General features: G+C 55.1%; 20 protein-coding genes and 1 pseudogene. 14 read left to right on the top strand and 7 right to left on the bottom strand.

Going from position 1 to position 16,690, the window contains the following annotated elements; all coding sequences use genetic code 11:
• The first annotated feature begins 18 nt into the window (after positions 1-18).
• The 10 genes and pseudogenes from fliJ (at position 19) to rcsA (ending at position 6,794) form a co-directional block, all read left to right on the top strand.
• On the top strand, positions 19-462 hold the full coding sequence (gene fliJ / locus NUX24_RS03490; protein ID WP_023312304.1) for a flagellar export protein FliJ: 444 nt from the start codon (positions 19-21) through the stop codon (positions 460-462).
• Positions 459-1,694: a flagellar hook length control protein FliK gene (gene fliK, locus NUX24_RS03485; protein WP_257830028.1), complete on the top strand. Its 1,236-nt coding sequence runs from the start codon at positions 459-461 to the stop codon at positions 1,692-1,694. The genes fliJ and fliK overlap by 4 nt, the downstream gene beginning before the upstream one ends.
• A gap of 106 nt (positions 1,695-1,800) precedes the next feature.
• Positions 1,801-2,271 carry a flagellar basal body-associated protein FliL gene (gene fliL / locus NUX24_RS03480; protein WP_023312306.1) on the top strand — a complete coding sequence of 157 codons (471 nt, stop codon included), beginning with the start codon at positions 1,801-1,803 and terminating at the stop codon, positions 2,269-2,271.
• 4 nt (positions 2,272-2,275) lie between these two features.
• Positions 2,276-3,280 carry a flagellar motor switch protein FliM gene (gene fliM / locus NUX24_RS03475; protein ID WP_023312307.1) on the top strand — a complete coding sequence of 335 codons (1,005 nt, stop codon included), beginning with the start codon at positions 2,276-2,278 and terminating at the stop codon, positions 3,278-3,280.
• The gene (gene fliN, locus NUX24_RS03470) at positions 3,277-3,690 is read left to right on the top strand and encodes a flagellar motor switch protein FliN (RefSeq protein ID WP_023312308.1); all 414 of its coding nucleotides are present in this window, start codon (positions 3,277-3,279) and stop codon (positions 3,688-3,690) included. Before fliM ends, fliN begins: the two co-directional genes overlap by 4 nt.
• 2 nt (positions 3,691-3,692) lie before the next feature.
• On the top strand, positions 3,693-4,067 hold the full coding sequence (gene fliO, locus NUX24_RS03465) for a flagellar biosynthetic protein FliO (protein ID WP_047652385.1): 375 nt from the start codon (positions 3,693-3,695) through the stop codon (positions 4,065-4,067).
• Positions 4,067-4,804 (top strand): flagellar type III secretion system pore protein FliP, encoded by a 738-nt coding sequence (gene fliP / locus NUX24_RS03460; RefSeq protein ID WP_024909733.1) that lies wholly within the window; start codon positions 4,067-4,069, stop codon positions 4,802-4,804. The genes fliO and fliP overlap by 1 nt, the downstream gene beginning before the upstream one ends.
• Before the next feature lie 9 nt (positions 4,805-4,813).
• Positions 4,814-5,083: a flagellar biosynthesis protein FliQ gene (gene fliQ / locus NUX24_RS03455; protein ID WP_008500315.1), complete on the top strand. Its 270-nt coding sequence runs from the start codon at positions 4,814-4,816 to the stop codon at positions 5,081-5,083.
• A 7-nt stretch (positions 5,084-5,090) separates the two neighbouring features.
• Positions 5,091-5,892: pseudogene (gene fliR, locus NUX24_RS03450) on the top strand (flagellar biosynthetic protein FliR).
• 278 nt (positions 5,893-6,170) lie between these two features.
• Positions 6,171-6,794: a transcriptional regulator RcsA gene (gene rcsA / locus NUX24_RS03445; protein ID WP_008500313.1), complete on the top strand. Its 624-nt coding sequence runs from the start codon at positions 6,171-6,173 to the stop codon at positions 6,792-6,794.
• A 101-nt stretch (positions 6,795-6,895) separates the two neighbouring features.
• Here rcsA and dsrB read toward each other — a convergent pair whose 3' ends face one another.
• The gene (gene dsrB / locus NUX24_RS03440) at positions 6,896-7,084 is read right to left on the bottom strand and encodes a protein DsrB (protein ID WP_013097741.1); all 189 of its coding nucleotides are present in this window, start codon (positions 7,082-7,084) and stop codon (positions 6,896-6,898) included.
• Positions 7,085-7,213: 129 nt separating this feature from the next.
• Between dsrB and yodD the strand changes: the two genes are divergently transcribed.
• Both yodD and NUX24_RS03430 read left to right on the top strand, forming a co-directional pair.
• Positions 7,214-7,441, top strand: a complete 228-nt coding sequence (gene yodD / locus NUX24_RS03435) for a YodD family peroxide/acid resistance protein (RefSeq protein ID WP_008500310.1) — start codon at positions 7,214-7,216, stop codon at positions 7,439-7,441.
• Between the two features lie 301 nt (positions 7,442-7,742).
• Positions 7,743-8,543, top strand: coding sequence for a mannosyl-3-phosphoglycerate phosphatase-related protein (locus NUX24_RS03430; protein ID WP_257830027.1), 801 nt, complete (start codon positions 7,743-7,745; stop codon positions 8,541-8,543).
• On the opposite strand, the gene dgcQ is transcribed toward NUX24_RS03430, so the two are convergent.
• The 3 genes from dgcQ to NUX24_RS03415 all read right to left on the bottom strand — a co-directional run bounded on the left by dgcQ (position 8,528) and on the right by NUX24_RS03415 (position 11,473).
• Complete coding sequence (gene dgcQ / locus NUX24_RS03425; protein WP_047652388.1) at positions 8,528-10,228, bottom strand: cellulose biosynthesis regulator diguanylate cyclase DgcQ; 1,701 nt, start codon at positions 10,226-10,228, stop codon at positions 8,528-8,530. The two genes, NUX24_RS03430 and dgcQ, sit on opposite strands and share 16 nt — an antisense overlap.
• A 72-nt stretch (positions 10,229-10,300) precedes the next feature.
• On the bottom strand, positions 10,301-10,483 hold the full coding sequence (locus NUX24_RS03420; protein WP_023312315.1) for a YodC family protein: 183 nt from the start codon (positions 10,481-10,483) through the stop codon (positions 10,301-10,303).
• A 78-nt stretch (positions 10,484-10,561) separates the two neighbouring features.
• Positions 10,562-11,473, bottom strand: coding sequence for a DUF808 domain-containing protein (locus NUX24_RS03415; protein WP_257830026.1), 912 nt, complete (start codon positions 11,471-11,473; stop codon positions 10,562-10,564).
• 178 nt (positions 11,474-11,651) lie between these two features.
• Here NUX24_RS03415 and yedA point away from each other — a divergent pair, with 178 nt between their 5' ends.
• Positions 11,652-12,566 carry a drug/metabolite exporter YedA gene (gene yedA, locus NUX24_RS03410; protein ID WP_257830025.1) on the top strand — a complete coding sequence of 305 codons (915 nt, stop codon included), beginning with the start codon at positions 11,652-11,654 and terminating at the stop codon, positions 12,564-12,566.
• Here yedA and NUX24_RS03405 read toward each other — a convergent pair.
• From NUX24_RS03405 to NUX24_RS03395, 3 genes are all read right to left on the bottom strand, one after another.
• Positions 12,538-13,029 carry a very short patch repair endonuclease gene (locus NUX24_RS03405; RefSeq protein ID WP_257830024.1) on the bottom strand — a complete coding sequence of 164 codons (492 nt, stop codon included), beginning with the start codon at positions 13,027-13,029 and terminating at the stop codon, positions 12,538-12,540. The two genes, yedA and NUX24_RS03405, sit on opposite strands and share 29 nt — an antisense overlap.
• Positions 13,010-14,425 (bottom strand): DNA cytosine methyltransferase, encoded by a 1,416-nt coding sequence (locus NUX24_RS03400; RefSeq protein ID WP_308280932.1) that lies wholly within the window; start codon positions 14,423-14,425, stop codon positions 13,010-13,012. The genes NUX24_RS03405 and NUX24_RS03400 overlap by 20 nt, the downstream gene beginning before the upstream one ends.
• A gap of 61 nt (positions 14,426-14,486) precedes the next feature.
• Positions 14,487-15,188 carry a phosphohydrolase gene (locus tag NUX24_RS03395; RefSeq protein ID WP_257830022.1) on the bottom strand — a complete coding sequence of 234 codons (702 nt, stop codon included), beginning with the start codon at positions 15,186-15,188 and terminating at the stop codon, positions 14,487-14,489.
• Between the two features lie 284 nt (positions 15,189-15,472).
• On the opposite strand from NUX24_RS03395, the gene ompC reads away from it, so the two are divergent.
• On the top strand, positions 15,473-16,639 hold the full coding sequence (ompC, locus tag NUX24_RS03390; protein WP_214576533.1) for a porin OmpC: 1,167 nt from the start codon (positions 15,473-15,475) through the stop codon (positions 16,637-16,639).
• The last annotated feature ends 51 nt before the right edge of the window (positions 16,640-16,690 follow it).

Raw genomic sequence — 16,690 nt, 5'->3', positions numbered from 1 at the left:
AGGTGGAGGGCGAAGGTCATGGCGCAAAACAGCGCGTTATCAACGCTGAAAGATCTGGCTGAAAAAGAAGTTGATGATGCCGCATTGCAGCTAGGGGCAATGCGACGCGGGTGCCAGCAGGCTGAAGAACAGTTGAAGATGTTAATCGACTATCAGCATGAATATCGCACCAACCTCAATACCGATATGACACAGGGCATTGGAAGCCAGCGCTGGATTAACTATCAGCAGTTTATCCAGACGCTGGAGAAGGCGATAGATCAGCATCGCCAGCAGCTTAACCAGTGGACCCAGAAAGTCGATACCGCGCTGAATTTCTGGCGCGAGAAGAAGCAGCGACTGCAGGCCTGGCAGACTTTACAGGACCGACAGATCGCGGCAACGACCCTGGCGGAAAACCGTCTGGATCAGAAGAAAATGGATGAGTTTGCCCAGCGCGCATCAATGAGGAAACCGGAATGATCACACTGCAACAACTGCTGATGAGCGACAGCGACCTGTCAGGCGGCATGCAAACAGGGAAAGGCACCGACGGTGCACAGGACTTTCTCTCTCTGCTGGCGGGCGCCCTCTCGGACGCAACGGGCAAGGGCAAAGATGCGCCGCTGACCCTGGCTGACCTGAAAGCCGCCGGCAGTAAACTGTCAAAAGTGGCTCAGGACGCCAAAGGGGATATCACCCTGCAGGCCAAAATCGCCGACCTGCTCTCGCGCCAGTCCGCGCTGAACGGCGATGAAACGTCGCCCGTCACGTCGCTTGATACGCTGGTTTCCGGGCTGGTACCGCTGTCTAAGGGCGACGCGCTGAAGACGCTCAATGCGGCGAACGGCAAAGATGACGGTAAAAGCGATCTGAGCGAAGAAGAGCTGGCCGGATTAAGCGCGCTGATGGCGATGCTACCGCACCAGCAGCAAACTACCGCCTCTCGCGCGGCAGGCAATGACGGCGTTTCCGCCACCTCGACGCTCAATTCCGCGGCGCTTTCGCAAAACGGCGCGGGCCAACCATCCCTGAACGCGGCTACGGGAAGCCACGATAAAGCGCAGCTTTCTGGGTCTTATCAGAGCCAGGTGAAAAATAACGACCCGGCCCTGCAGGGCAACGCGCCTGCTACACCGGCCGTGGCCGCGTCGGCAGAAAAGCAGGAGCTCGCCAGTTCGTCCTCTTCATCATCACTAACGGCCACCCTGGCCCCTATTATGTCCAGCCATGCGACCAGTCAGACGGCCGCCACCGTCGCCTCCGCGCCGGTGTTAAGCCAGCCTCTGGGGACCCACGAATGGCAGCAGTCCCTGAGCCAGCACATCACCCTGTTCACTAAGCAGGGCCAGCAGACGGCAGAGCTGCGCCTGCACCCGGAAGATCTGGGTCAGGTGCAAATTTCGCTTAAGCTGGATGATAACCAGGCGCAGCTGCAGATGGTCTCTGCGCACAGCCATGTTCGTGCGGCACTGGAAGCCGCGCTGCCGGTACTGCGGACCTCACTGGCGGAAAACGGCATTCAGCTTGCCCAGAGCAGCGTCAGCAGCGAGAGCTTCGCCGGGCAGCAGCAGTCCTCATCCCAGCAGCAGCACCAGGCTTCGCGTTCCGGCAACACCGGCAGTTTTAATGAAGAGAGCGATGAGTTACTGCCTGTTCCTGCCGCCATGCAGTCCGCAGCGCGCGGTAACAGTGCCGTAGACATCTTCGCCTAAACGCCAGAGGTAGCGTGATTATCCCCGTCTTTTCCACGCTTTGACGACAGCAGGACACGGGATAATCACCTTATTAAGCTGTACCGAAACAGGAAGCTCGTATCAGATGACTGACTCCGCTATCACCAAAAAAAGTAAGCGTTCCATCTGGATCCCGCTGCTGGTGTTGATCACGCTCGCCGCCTGCGCTACCGCGGGCTATAGTTACTGGCGTATGCAGCAGGAACCGACCACCGCTGCAGCCAAAGCTGAAGCACCTCCTCCGCCGGCTCCAGTGTTCTTCCCGCTGGATACCTTCACCGTCAATCTGGGTGATGCGGATCGCGTGCTTTACGTTGGCATTACGCTGCGCCTGAAAGATGAAGCCACCCGTTCACGTCTGAACGATTACCTTCCTGAAGTGCGTAGCCGCCTTCTGCTGCTGTTCTCTCGTCAGGACGCTTCGGCGCTGGCTACCGATGTGGGTAAGCAAAAGCTGGTCGACGCCATTAAACAAACGCTGGCGACCCCGCTGGTAAACGGCCAACCTAAGCAGGAAGTCACTGACGTTCTGTATACAGCATTCATTCTGCGGTAACGACATGGGCGACAGTATTCTTTCTCAGGCAGAAATCGATGCGCTGCTCAACGGCGACAGCGATAACAATGATGATCCGCAACCGGGTATTGGCGGCGATAGCGATATTCGTCCCTATGACCCGAATACCCAGCGTCGCGTGGTACGTGAACGTCTGCAGGCGCTGGAGATCATTAACGAACGTTTTGCACGTCAGTTCCGTATGGGGCTGTTTAACCTGCTGCGTCGTAGCCCGGATATCACGGTCGGTGCGATCCGCATTCAGCCGTACCATGAGTTTGCCCGCAACCTGCCGGTGCCGACCAACCTTAACCTGATTCATCTGAAGCCGCTGCGCGGCACCGGCCTGGTGGTGTTTTCGCCAAGCCTGGTGTTTATCGCGGTGGATAACCTGTTCGGCGGCGACGGGCGTTTCCCGACCAAAGTAGAAGGTCGCGAATTCACCCACACCGAACAGCGCGTCATTAACCGCATGCTGAAGCTGGCGCTGGAGTCTTATAGCGACGCGTGGAAAGCGATTAACCCGCTGGAAGTGGAGTACGTCCGTTCTGAGATGCAGGTGAAATTTACCAATATCACCACCTCCCCGAACGATATTGTCGTTAACACCCCGTTCCACGTGGAGATCGGTAACCTGACCGGCGAGTTCAACATCTGCCTGCCGTTCAGCATGATCGAACCGCTGCGCGAGCTGCTGGTTAACCCGCCGCTGGAGAACTCCCGCAACGAAGACCAGAACTGGCGTGAAAACCTGGTCCGCCAGGTCCAGCATTCGCAGCTTGAACTGGTGGCGAGCTTCGCCGATATCCCGCTGCGGTTATCTCAGATCCTGAAATTACAACCCGGTGATGTTTTGCCGATAGAAAAACCCGACCGCATTATTGCCCATGTGGATGGTGTCCCCGTGCTGACAAGCCAGTACGGCACGATTAACGGTCAGTATGCGTTACGCGTTGAGCACTTGATCAACCCGATTTTGAATTCGCTGAATGAGGAACAGCCCAAATGAGTGACATGAACAATCCGTCCGATGAGAACAGCGGAGCACTGGACGATCTGTGGGCTGACGCGTTAAACGAGCAAAAAGCACCCCCGGCCAAAAGTGCAGCGGATGCCGTATTCCAGCAGCTCGGCGGCGGTGACGTCAGCGGCACGCTGCAGGACATCGACCTGATTATGGATATCCCGGTTAAGCTGACCGTTGAGCTGGGACGCACCCGCATGACCATTAAAGAGCTGCTGCGCCTGACGCAGGGTTCCGTGGTGGCCCTTGACGGTCTGGCCGGCGAGCCGCTGGATATTCTGATCAACGGCTATCTGATTGCCCAGGGTGAAGTGGTGGTGGTTGCCGATAAATACGGCGTACGCATCACCGACATTATTACCCCGTCTGAACGTATGCGTCGTCTGAGCCGTTAAGCATGAAAACCCAGGCAACAATATCACAGCCTTCTGCCGTTCCCGGCTCGCCTCTGCTCCAGGTGAGCGGGGCATTGTTCGGTATTATTGCCTTTATTCTTATCGCCGCCTGGCTGGCGAAGCGCTTTGGCCTGGCGGGTAAAACCGCCGGTGCCCGCGGCCTGAAGGTCAGCGCGAGCACCACGCTGGGGCCACGCGAGCGCGTGGTCATCGTCGAGGTAGACGATGCGCGTCTGGTTTTGGGCGTAACGGCCTCAAACATCAGCGTATTACACAAGCTGCCGCCCGCCCCTGCTGTGGTGGACGAGCGCGCAGAGGCCCCTGCGGATTTTCAGTCCGTCATGAAGAGTTTGCTTAAGCGTTCCGGGAGATCCTGATGCGCCGTTTGTTATCCCTGACGCTTGCGGGCGTTGGCCTGTTTGCTCCCGCGGTCTATGCACAGCTGCCCGGTCTGGTCTCTACCCCTCTCGCAGGCGGCGGACAAAGCTGGTCGCTTCCGGTGCAGACGCTGGTATTCATCACCTCGCTGACGTTTATTCCGGCTATCCTGCTGATGATGACCAGCTTCACCCGCATCATCATCGTCTTTGGTCTGCTGCGAAACGCGCTGGGAACCCCTTCAGCCCCACCAAACCAGGTTCTGCTGGGGCTGGCGCTGTTTTTGACTTTTTTCATTATGTCGCCGGTTATCGACAAGATTTATACCGACGCCTATCAGCCGTTCAGCGAAGACAAAATCTCCATGCAGGAGGCGCTGGATAAAGGCGCGCAGCCGCTGCGGGAATTTATGCTGCGCCAGACCCGCGAAGCCGACCTGGCCCTCTTTGCCCGCCTGTCCAACACCGGCGAGCTGCAGGGACCGGAATCAGTGCCAATGCGTATTCTTCTGCCCGCCTATGTCACCAGCGAGCTGAAAACCGCATTCCAGATTGGCTTTACCATCTTTATTCCGTTCCTGATTATCGATCTCGTGATCGCCAGCGTCCTGATGGCGCTCGGGATGATGATGGTGCCGCCCGCGACCATTGCCCTGCCCTTTAAGATCATGCTCTTTGTGCTGGTCGACGGCTGGCAGCTGCTGGTCAGTTCGCTGGCGCAGAGTTTCTACAGTTAAGGAACGGCAATGACACCCGAATCGGTCATGATGATGGGCACGGAAGCGATGAAAATCGCGATTGCCGTTGCCGCGCCGCTGCTGCTTGTCGCGCTGGTTACCGGTCTGATTATCAGTATCCTGCAGGCCGCCACGCAGATTAACGAAATGACGCTGTCGTTCATCCCGAAAATCATCGCCGTGTTCGTGGCGATTATCGTGGCCGGGCCGTGGATGCTGAACCTGTTGCTGGACTATATGCGCAACCTGTTTACCAATCTGCCGTACATCATCGGCTGACCTGACGATGCTTCACTTCACCAGCGACCAGTGGGTTCAGTGGCTCGGCGTCTACTTCTGGCCGATGCTGCGCATCATGGCGCTGATCTCCACCGCCCCCATTCTCAGTGAGAAATCGATACCCAAGCGCGTCAAGGTGGGGCTGGGCATCATCATTTCCATTATCGTCGCGCCCTCTCTTCCCCCCGTGGATATTCCGATCTTCTCGGCGAATGCAGTGTGGGTGGCCTTGCAGCAGGTGATGATTGGCGTCGCCGTCGGCTTTACCATGCAGCTCGCCTTTGCCGCGGTGCGTACCGCAGGGGAACTGATCGGCCTGCAGATGGGGCTATCGTTCGCCACGTTTGTCGATCCCGGTAGTCATCTCAATATGCCCGTGCTGGCGCGCATTATCGATCTGCTCGCCATGCTGCTGTTCCTGTCGTTCAACGGTCATCTCTGGCTTATCTCCATGCTGGTGGATACGTTCCATACGCTGCCGATTGGCGAAAATCCGGTGAACAGCAACGCTTTCCTGGCGCTCACCCGAGCGGCGGGGCTAATCTTCCTGAACGGGCTGATGCTGGCACTGCCGATCATCACCCTGCTGCTGACCGTCAACCTGGCGTTAGGTTTACTCAACCGAATGGCGCCGCAGCTTTCAGTGTTTGTCATTGGTTTTCCGCTGACGCTGACGGTTGGGATTTTATTAATGTCATTACTGATGCCACTTATCGCTCCCTTCTGTGAACATTTATTCGGCGAGATATTCAACCTGTTAGCGGATATTGTCAGCGAGCTGCCAAGTAAATAATAACCCTCACGGTTGATATTGTCTTTCTGAGGATATTCCTAAAATACAACGCGTAAAACATCTTCCAGGATATATCTGACGCGGTTTAATTGTTTCTAACCATCTCACAATACTTAATATTTACTTTACTTTAAGAAGATTCCTGGCAAATTATACGTAACTTTACGGGATAGTGAGTCCGCCTGAAAGTCTTTGTCATGCTCACAGGTTTATTATTTTTTTCCATCCCGTATGGCTGTTTTGAGCTCTCAGGCAGATGGTGAATTATCGTTACGCATTGAGTGAGGGTATGCCATGTCAACGATCATTATGGATTTATGCAGCTACACCCGGCTAGGGTTAACCGGGTACCTGGCAAGCAGAGGGGTAAGAAAGAGAGACATCAACGATGCACACACCGTTGACGAACTCGCAGCCGCTTGTGACGAACTAAAACCAGGCGTGGTGTTTATTAATGAGGACTGTTTCATTCACGATCCAGCCAACAGTCAGCACATTAAGCAAATCATTAATCAGCATCCAAAAACCCTGTTTATTGTTTTTATGGCGATCGCGAATATCCATTTCGATGAGTATTTGTTGGTCCGTAAAAATTTATTGATCAGTTCTAAATCGATTAAACCCGAGTCGCTGGATGACATTCTGGGTGATTATTTGAATAAAGAAGTTAAAAATGTAGGAGCGGTTAACTTACCCACCCTATCATTAAGCAGGACTGAATCAAGTATGCTGCGAATGTGGATGGCGGGACAAGGAACTATTCAGATCTCTGACCAGATGAATATTAAAGCGAAAACCGTTTCGTCACACAAAGGAAATATTAAAAGGAAAATTAAAACGCATAATAAGCAAGTGATCTACCACGTGGTACGCCTGACCGATAATGTGACGAACGGGATTTTCGTCAACATGCGTTAGTCGCTTAAGACCTGTGCACCCTACCTTTGATCTCTGGCCTGGCCAGAGATTTTTGCTTCTGCAGAGTGTGTCGGGCACGCGCTGTGCTACCCGACGCCGTGCTACTCCGCCTTCTCGACAAAAATGCCGTCCGGATGCCCCAGTTCGTTAAAAAACCAGATGCCGAGCGGGTAGTCTTCAAGCGATACCAGGTACATTGTGCCTTCGCTAAACTCTTCAATTGCCAGCACTACACCCGGGCGGCGCGGCCCTCCGTCCGTTTTAACGGTTACCCGATCGTTGACCTTCATACGTTCCTCCTCTGGTTTTGAGCCAGTGTAGAACAAAACGCAAAAACGCACATCGCCGCCCGGCGTGATTGGCGTTTTTATGCACAGTCTATACTTACCGTTGGACACGGTTGAATGAGGAACCCCGTAATGAAGACCGATAAAGAGTACAGCGACACCATCAAGCGCGAAGTCGAGGTGGATGTCGATGCCCTGCTGGCCGCCATCAATGAGATCAGTGAGTCAGAAGTCCGCCGGTCGGACGATAATTCGGACCGCGTCATTGTCAACGGAAGGGATTATCACACCTATCGCGAGCTGGCGGAGGCCTTCGAGCTTGATATTCACGACTTTAGCGTGTCTGAAGCCAATCGGTAGGGCGAAAAAAAGCCCGGTCATGGGGATGACCGGGATCAAAACTTGCTTATGCAAGAAGCACTTGAAAATTCGTTACACCAGGAAATCTGATGTACATGCCACACTATCCCCAACGAATTTGGCTGACAAGCATATATTCTTACGATGAATATAATATTTTTAACACAATGCTTTCCGTTATGAGCAATAACACGCGCCGAATGCGGGTTTGCCAGGGGCATCCCTCTTTTCTCCGGTTTTCGCCTTAATTATTTTTTAGGAATTTTCTTAGATCGAGACGCATCTGTTACCAGGAGTCGCTATGCCTTCACTGCAGGATACATTGCTGATTTTCTCTGACCTGGATGGTTCACTGCTGGATATTCACACCTATGAGTGGCAACCCGCCATGCCCTGGCTGGACAGGCTGCTGGATAATCAGGTTCCGGTCATTCTTTGCAGCAGCAAGACCGCGGCAGAGATGCTCGATCTCCAGCTGGATCTGGGGCTTGAAGGCTTGCCTTTTATTGCCGAGAGCGGCGCGGTGATTCAGCCTGACGTGCGCTGGAAGAAGGTTCAGCGCCAGATCAGGGGGATGACGCACCGGGATATTCGCCCGCGAATCGAGCAAATCCGCCTGCAGGCGGGCTATAAATTCACCACTTTTGACGATGTGGATGATCATGTTATCAGCGAGTGGACCGGCCTGACGCGCTACCGTTCGGCGCTTGCCCGCAAGCATGAAGCGTCCGTCACGCTCATCTGGCGGGATACTGACGAGAAACTGGTCCAGTTTGAAGAGGAACTGGCGAATGTCGGCCTGAAATGCCTGCAGGGCGCGCGCTTCTGGCATGTTCTGGACGCCCGCTGCGGCAAAGACGTTGCGGTGAACTGGCTGATTGAGCAATATCGCGAGCAGGAAGAGATTGAACCCACCACGCTGGGGCTCGGCGACGGTCCCAATGATGCGCCGCTGCTCGACAGCGTTGACTTCGCGGTGGTGATTAAGGGCATTAACCGCCAGGGCATCACGCTACGGGACGATAATCCCGCCCGGGTTTATCACACCCGGCAGCCCGGCCCGGCGGGCTGGCAGGAGGGGCTGGATCACTTCCTGTCCTGATCCCGCCAGACGACACGGTTACGCCCGCTCTGTTTGGCCTGATACAGCCGGGCGTCCGCCACGGACTGCAACTGTTCAAACTCGTAGTTACCCGCTTCATCCGCGCTGCTGACCCCCAGCGACGCGCTGACGCGCAGGGTCGTGCTCTTCTTCACCAGGATCTCCTTACTGTTGATCCGGCAACGTATACGGTCCGCGACGCTTCTCGCCTCCTCCAGACCGATCCCCGGCAGGACGATGCAAAATTCTTCCCCGCCTACGCGCCCTGCCACATCATTCTTGCGTAGCGCGCTGGCAATCAGTCCTGCCGTGTGGGAGAGCACTTTATCCCCGGCCTGATGGCCGAAGCGGTCGTTGATGTTTTTAAAACAGTCGAGATCGATCTGAATCACAGAGAACGGCAGCGACTGCTGGCGACAGGTTTCCGCCAGCAATTTTGCCCGGTCGAACAGCGCGCCGCGATTATTCAGCCGCGTAAGCGGATCATGCCAGGCCTGCCACTGGAGCGAGTGCTGAAGCGTGTACATGTTACTCACCATGCGGCGGATCACCAGCCACGAGATCAATAGCATGGCGGTAAAGAGCGCCCACAGTAGCGCCAGCACGATGCTGATGCTGCCGAAGTCGTCCTGTACCCCTTCGTGCAGGGTGTGGATCCGCAGGACGACGCCGTCGAAGTGATCGAGCCGTTCCCAGCTGACAAAACGGCTTCCGAGGCGGATCCCGCCGCCGGTAGCGTGCTCAATCGCCTGCGCAATCTGCGCCGTTTCACGTTCGTCAAAATGGTTAACCACGTTTCCCGTACGGGCAGAGGTGGCAATCATATTGAGCCGGGTATCGTACAGCTGATACTCCCCTTCCGTTCGGTCTTCCGTCGCATCGGCCAGCAGGCGCTGCATCGTGCTAAGCGTAAAATCCATCGCCACGACGCCATACCAGTAATGATCGAAATAGATGGGAACGCTGGCGGTGATCGTACGTTCATCATTGGTCCAGGATGACGGGGTAGAGATAAACCAGCGCACCGCGCGAGCGCGATTGTTCCGCTCTGACTGCTGGGTAAACCAGGGCTGCGTGACCAGATGGTAATAGCGGGAGGTAATATCCCCCGCCTGGTCCGGCGTATCCGTGGAAAGGAAAAAACCGGCACGAGAGACGTAGATCACCCGCGCTTCCGTTTGTGCTCTCGACGACGCCAGCCTGAGAAGATACCCCACTTCGAGCGCGGCAGAAATTTCATGACTGATGCGCTCAGCGTCCCGATTCAGAAGCGTGGTTTTATCCACGAACACATCCGAGACCCCGTTTATGGGAAGCGTGCGCTTTTTATCAACGGCAATCTGCCAGGTTGGAAGCATGCGGACGGTATTAAAGCGTGATACCGCATCCTGTAAGACTTCAAAGGCCAGCGGCGTCTCGATCGCATCATGCATGCCCTGACGGAAAAACAGCATCCTGTCCACGCTGTTCTGCAGCTGCCGGTCCAGAGAACTGGCCACCGTATCCAGATGATTGCGCTGGCTGGAGATGTAGGCCTCTTCCAGTACCACCACTTCACGCCAGGTCAGTAGAGTGGAAAATACCAGAACCACCAGAAAACAGAGATTAACAATCAACCCCGGATTGCTACGCTTATGCAGCCACTGCAAAAAAGATTGTCTTACAACAAAGGTATCGCGCTGCACACACACTCCCTGATCGCTGCTTTCACCCGGTACTTGAGATAAAAACGCCCGGCAAAGCCGGGCGTTATGTGATTAAGCCTTGTCCCGCTGGTGCTGCCCGTCCCCCGGCTGAAGCTCATCTTCACGAAATGCTTCCCGCTTGATGCCATAGCCATCGTGCCACCGGCATTCCACCATTCCGCTGGAATAGCCGGTCACAATCATACGTGGGCCGCCCTTCTTAGGCTTAACTTCATCACTGACCAAAAAGACCATACCTGCCTCCTGTATCAGGGTGAAACTGTTTCAATTTAGACGAGGAATGGTCTTTTTGCATCCCACAGCGGGTAACAATTAGTGCGACGTGCCGCGTATTTTTTCAACCAGCTTCACCACCGCAACCACGATAGCGCCAATGATAAAGCCCAGCACCAGATTCAGCAGCGTGGGCAGAATTGCGGCGACAAGAGCCCCCTGCGCCGAGGAGAAATGTTCGATAGCATGGTGCAGCGGCGCGATACCGTGAACCACGATCCCGCCGCCCACGAGAAACATCGCCAGCGTGCCTACCACCGACAAACTCTTCATCAGCCACGGGGCCAGTACCAGCAGGCTTTTGCCGATGCCTCTTGCCACCGCGCTCGTTTTCTCTTCCAGCCAGTAGCCAATATCGTCCAGCTTGACGATCAGTCCCACCAGGCCGTACACGCCCACGGTGACCAGAATCGCGATGCCGGAGAGGATCAGGACCTGATTCAGGAGCGGCGCGTCAGACACGATGCCCAGCGTGATGGCGACAATCTCTGCAGACAGGATAAAGTCGGTCCGAATAGCGCCTTTGACCTTATCGCGCTCGAAGGTTTTCGGATCCTGCGCGGCCAGCGCTTCAAGACGCTGCTGGCGCACCTCCGGCGTATCTCTCTGCTTGCGCGCGCTAAAGGAGTGCAGCACCTTCTCCACACCCTCGAAGCAGAGAAACGCCCCGCCAATCATCAGCAGCGGCGTGATGGCCCAGGGAATAAACGCGCTGATCAGCAGCGCCAGCGGCACCAGAATCACCTTGTTCAGGAAGGAGCCTTTCGCCACGCCCCACACCACCGGCAGTTCACGGTTAGCCCTCACCCCACTCACCTGCTGGGCGTTAAGCGATAAATCATCGCCCAGCACGCCTGCGGTTTTCTTCGCCGCCAGTTTCCCCATCACTGAAATGTCGTCCAGTAAGGTGGCAATATCATCCAGCAATGTTAATAAGCTACTTCCTGCCAAAATCGTAATCCTTCATTTTTTGGTAATTAAGTGAATAGTATGGAGCAAAAGCGCAAACCCGGAAACACCCACCTCGCGTCAACAAAAAATTCACATCAGCTACACAATTAAAGGGCTCGCCAGCGCGATAGTTTTCGCGTTTACTATCAGCGACCTTTTTATTTCGTCGTGAGGGATTATGCGTTTCCGGCAATTGCTACCGCTCATCGGGGCACTCTTTTCGCTGTACATCATCTGGGGTTCAACCTACTTTGTTATTCGCATCGGCGTGGAGAGCTGGCCGCCGCTGATGATGGCGGGCATTCGCTTCCTCTCGGCGGGCATCCTGCTGCTGGCCTTCCTGCTCCTGCGCGGGAATAAGCTTCCCCCGCTGCGCCCGCTGCTGAATGCCGCCCTGATCGGCCTGCTGCTGCTGGCGGTGGGAAATGGCTTTGTAACGATTGCCGAACACCAGAACGTACCGTCCGGGATCGCCGCAGTGGTCGTTGCCACCGTACCGCTGTTTACCCTCTGCTTTAGCCGCCTTTTTGGTATCCGCACCCGCAAGCTGGAATGGCTGGGGATTGGTATTGGCCTTGCCGGCATCATTCTGCTGAACAGCGGCGGTAACCTGAGCGGGAATCCGTGGGGCGCAATCATCATCCTGATTGGCTCGATGAGCTGGGCGTTTGGCTCCGTCTACGGTTCGCGTATCGAACTGCCGACCGGCATGATGGCGGGCGCGATTGAGATGCTCGCCGCAGGGATTGTACTGCTGCTCGCCTCCACGCTGACGGGAGAAAAGCTGACGACCCTGCCGCCGCTGTCGGGCTTTCTGGCGGTAGGCTACCTGGCGCTGTTTGGTTCTATCATCGCCATTAACGCCTATATGTTCCTGATCCGCAATGTCTCCCCGGCCGTCGCGACCAGCTACGCCTACGTCAACCCGGTCGTGGCCGTGCTGCTCGGAACAGGACTGGGGGGAGAAACGCTCTCACCTGTGGAATGGATTGCTCTTGGGATCATCGTGTTTGCCGTCGTGCTGGTCACCCTGGGCAAATATTTACTGCCCGCAAAACCGGTGGTCACGCCTTGCGAGGTGCAGAAACCTTAAGCAGGTGAATACCCTGCGTGTCGATCTGCGCGGTCTGGCCGCCGCTGCAGATCCACTCTTCCAGCCGTTCGCTCAGATCGGTATCATTCAGCTTTAATCTGCCTCTCAGCGCACACTCCCAGACGATCAGCACCCGCCAGCCCTGCGCAATCAGCGCGGTGAGATCCCGGCTGTCACGCTCGACGTTCTTGCCAATTTTATCCAGCCAGAAATCGGTACGCGTCGCGGGGACTTTAAACAGGTAGCAGTCGTGGTGATGCCAGAAACAGCCGTGGGTAAAGATGATGCACTGCCAGGCGTCGATGACGAAATCGGGGCGACCCGCAAGCGCGGGATCCTGCACGCGGAAATCAAACCCCGCCTGCGTCAGCAGCCCGGCCAGGCGCTTTTCGATGGCGGTGTCACGGGTGCCGATGGCGCGCATATTTTTGCTGCGCGTGGCCTTATCGTGAACATCCGTCATTGACGGCCTCACCCTGACGGAGTGCCACCGCCTGTCTGATGCGCGAGGCGAGCAGTTTTGCCACGGCCGCGAACGCTGGAACCACCACCGAGTTACCAAACTGGCGGTAGGCCTGGGTATCCGAAACCGGAATGCGGAAGCGGTAACCCTGCGGGGTTTCAAATCCCATCAACCGGGCGCATTCCCGCGGCGTTAAGCGTCGCGGACGGTGACGCTGGTTGTGCGGATCGTCGAAATCTTTTTCACCCAGCGCCTTGTCCCAGCCTCTGTCGATCAGGATCTCTGCCCCATCCTTATAGTAGCGAGCGGACAGCGTACGGGTCACGCTGTGCGGATCGTTGGGGTTTACCATCCCAAAACCGAAGCCGTTGCCCTTCGCCTGATGCTTCTTGGCATAGCGGTAGAGGTATTTCCACAGCACCGGGGTAAGAATAAATTTCGCGTCAACGACAGGTTCCAGCAGGTCGGCAACGGTAGGACGCCGCGCGGGATACAGAGACGGGATATCCCGAAGGGTAAAATCCCCCTTGAGATTGAGATCGCGGCGGAACCCCACCATCACGATACGTTCGCGATGCTGGGGCAGGAAATGTTTTCCATCAATGATTTTGGGATCGTCCGCGCCCATATCCTGTGAATCAGCCACGTCATACCCCAGCTCGTCCAGGGTCTGCATGATAATGCGGAAGGTTTTTCCGCCGTCGTGGCTCTTTAGATTTTTGACGTTTTCCAGCACAAAGATGGCCGGGCGGCAGGCGTCAATGATGCGCGCCACATCAAAAAACAGCGTTCCCTGGGTATCGCAGGCGAAGCCGTGGGCGCGTCCAAGGGCATTCTTTTTGGAGACACCGGCCAGCGAGAAGGGCTGACACGGGAAGCCGGCCAGCAGCACGTCATGCGCCGGGATCGTCTGGCGAATGTGCTCGGCGGCGTGTTCATCCGTTACGCCGCTTTTATGGCTCAGGGTGACATCGCGGATGTCCGCGTTGAAATGGTGCTCGTTCGGATCGCAGTACCAGTTAGCCTTGTAGGTTCGGACGGCATGTTTGTTCCACTCGCTGGTAAACACGCACTGTCCGCCGATAGCTTCAAAACCGTGTCGGATACCGCCGATACCGGCGAACAGATCGATAAAGCGGAAGGCATAGTTCGGATGCGCGGCAGGAGGACGCGGAAGCAGGTTTTGCAGATAACGAAACTCGCCTTCGCTCAGGCGACGCCCTGCGCGTTCGCTTGTCAGAAGACGCTTAAGGATCGCCGGGCTCCAGTGGCTCTCGCCGTGCGCCACCAGCAGATTGGCCAGCGTTTTAGCATCATAGATATCCAACAGCTGGCGCAGCAACGCCTGCACCGTTGCCGTTGATTTCTCAGCCTGCTCGGGCGCGGGCTCTGTCACTGATCGATTTTCCTGCATTCTTTTAACCGGAGAGTAAAGACTGGGAACAGATTACCACAGTTCAGTTGCGCAAACTGCGACGGAAGCGGCTCAACACCTGGCTATCCAGCCCGATGCAGTCGCCGTGTAATTCGGCACTGAGTTTCGCCATAAACTGGATCAGGAAATCGGCATTGTGGCGAGCCAGCTCGCGGCCCATTTCCGTTTGCATTGTATCAGGCAATCGCAGCAGCTTGGTCTGAAAATGGTCGAGGGCAAACGCACGGTCGTCAAGGATACGCGCATCGGCAAAGGGATCGTCTGCATCAAAAAGCGGCACGCCCAGCGCGCCCGAGACGGCAAAAACCCGCGCCAGGCCGATAGCGCCTAACGCTTCCAGCCGGTCAGCGTCCTGCACGATTTTGGCTTCCATGCTCTGCGGCGCAATCCCGGCGCTGAAGCTGTGCGCCTCAATCGCGTGCGCGACGGCGGCGATATGCTCTGGTGGAAAGTCCGGGAAGTCGCGGCGCAGAATGTCACACGTTTTAAGTGCGGCGAGCCGTGACGACTGGCTGCGTTCGGGATGGTTTTTCGGCAGGCTGACAATATCGTGGAAATAGCATGCGGTCAGGATCACCAGCGGCTCCACCGCCTGGCGATCCATGATTTTTTGCGCCGTCATCCAGACCCGACGAAAATGCGAAATATCATGTGCGGTATCGTCGGTGCTGTGGTTTTCCTCAAGCCAGCGCTCAAATCGCTGCTGCCACCGGGCAAATTCCATCGTCATATCCTGTTGTTTAAAAGAGACTCAATTATAACATAGCCGAATTAAATCAATCTAAAAATAGAACCACGAAATACTTAATAATAATTACACCGTATAAATTCAATGAATTAATTCACCAGAAAAATAAAGAGATTACCAGAAATATTTGGCAATATTTCATAGGATTTAATTACATTTATTTTTGAAACTAAATTACACTTCCTGGAATAGTATCAAGCCTGTAATTGCGGAGGGTGATTACATATATTCATATAAATTATGACTGAAGGGAATATATAATGAAAAGAAAAGTTTTGGCAATTGTGGTACCCGCGTTATTAATGGCAGGCGCAGCCAATGCGGCTGAAATGTACAACAAAAACGGCAACAAAGTTGACCTGTACGGCAAAGTCGATGCGCGCCACACCTTCTCTGACAACGCTGGCGACGACGGCGACGAAACCTATGTACAGATTGGTTTCAAAGGCGAAACCCAGATCGCTAACGACCTGATCGGCTACGGTCAGTGGGAATACAAAACCTTCGCTAACGATACCGAAGGCGCGGGTGACAAATCATTTAACCGCCTGGCATATGCTGGTCTGAAATATGGCGAATACGGTTCATTTGATTATGGCCGTAATTACGGCGTCGTGTACGACGTTGAAGCCTGGACCGATATGCTGCCTGTATTTGGCGGTGACTCTTACACCTGGACCGATAACTTTATGAACGGTCGTGCTAACGGTCTGGCAACCTATCGTAACCAGGATTTCTTCGGTCTGGCTGAGGGTCTGAATTTCGCGCTGCAGTATCAGGGTGCGAATGAAGGTCAGGATGCAACAGAAGATCAGGAAGGCACGAAAAACGGCCATGATGATGTTCGTTTCCAGAACGGCGACGGCTTCGGCATGTCTACCACCTATGATTTTGACTTCGGTCTGAGCCTGGGTGCGGCATATTCATCTTCCGACCGCACGAACAAACAGGTTGCATACGGTGCAGGTAACTACAACCGCTACAGCCCATATGCAGGGGGCGAACGCGCTGAAGCCTGGACCATTGGCGCAAAATATGATGCGCAGGGTGTTTACCTGGCCATGATGTATGCGGAAACCCGCAACATGACGCCGTATGGTAATTTTGGTATCGCCAACCAGACTCAGAACTTTGAAGCCGTAGCGCAGTACCAGTTCGACTTCGGCCTGCGTCCGTCTCTGGCATGGGTTTACTCCAAAGGTAAAGACATTGGCGGCAATGATTACAACCCAGGTAATAGTTACGACTATGTTGATCAGGATCTGGTGAATTATGTCGATGTCGGTATGACCTACAGCTTTAACAAAAACTTCTCGACTTACGTTGATTATAAAATCAACCTGCTGGACAACGATGAAAGCTTCTACGAAGCCAATGGCATCTCAACTGATGACATCGTTGGCGTAGGCATGACCTACCAGTTCTAATTCCCCAAAATACCAAAGGCCGCAATTGCGGCCTTTTTTATTTCTTCACTA

The organism is Enterobacter sp. HG048, assembly GCF_024702055.1.
Classification (GTDB): Bacteria; Pseudomonadota; Gammaproteobacteria; order Enterobacterales; family Enterobacteriaceae; genus Enterobacter; species Enterobacter dykesii.
Note: the sequence above shows the minus strand (reverse complement) of the source record. Positions and strands in the feature narration are given on the sequence as shown.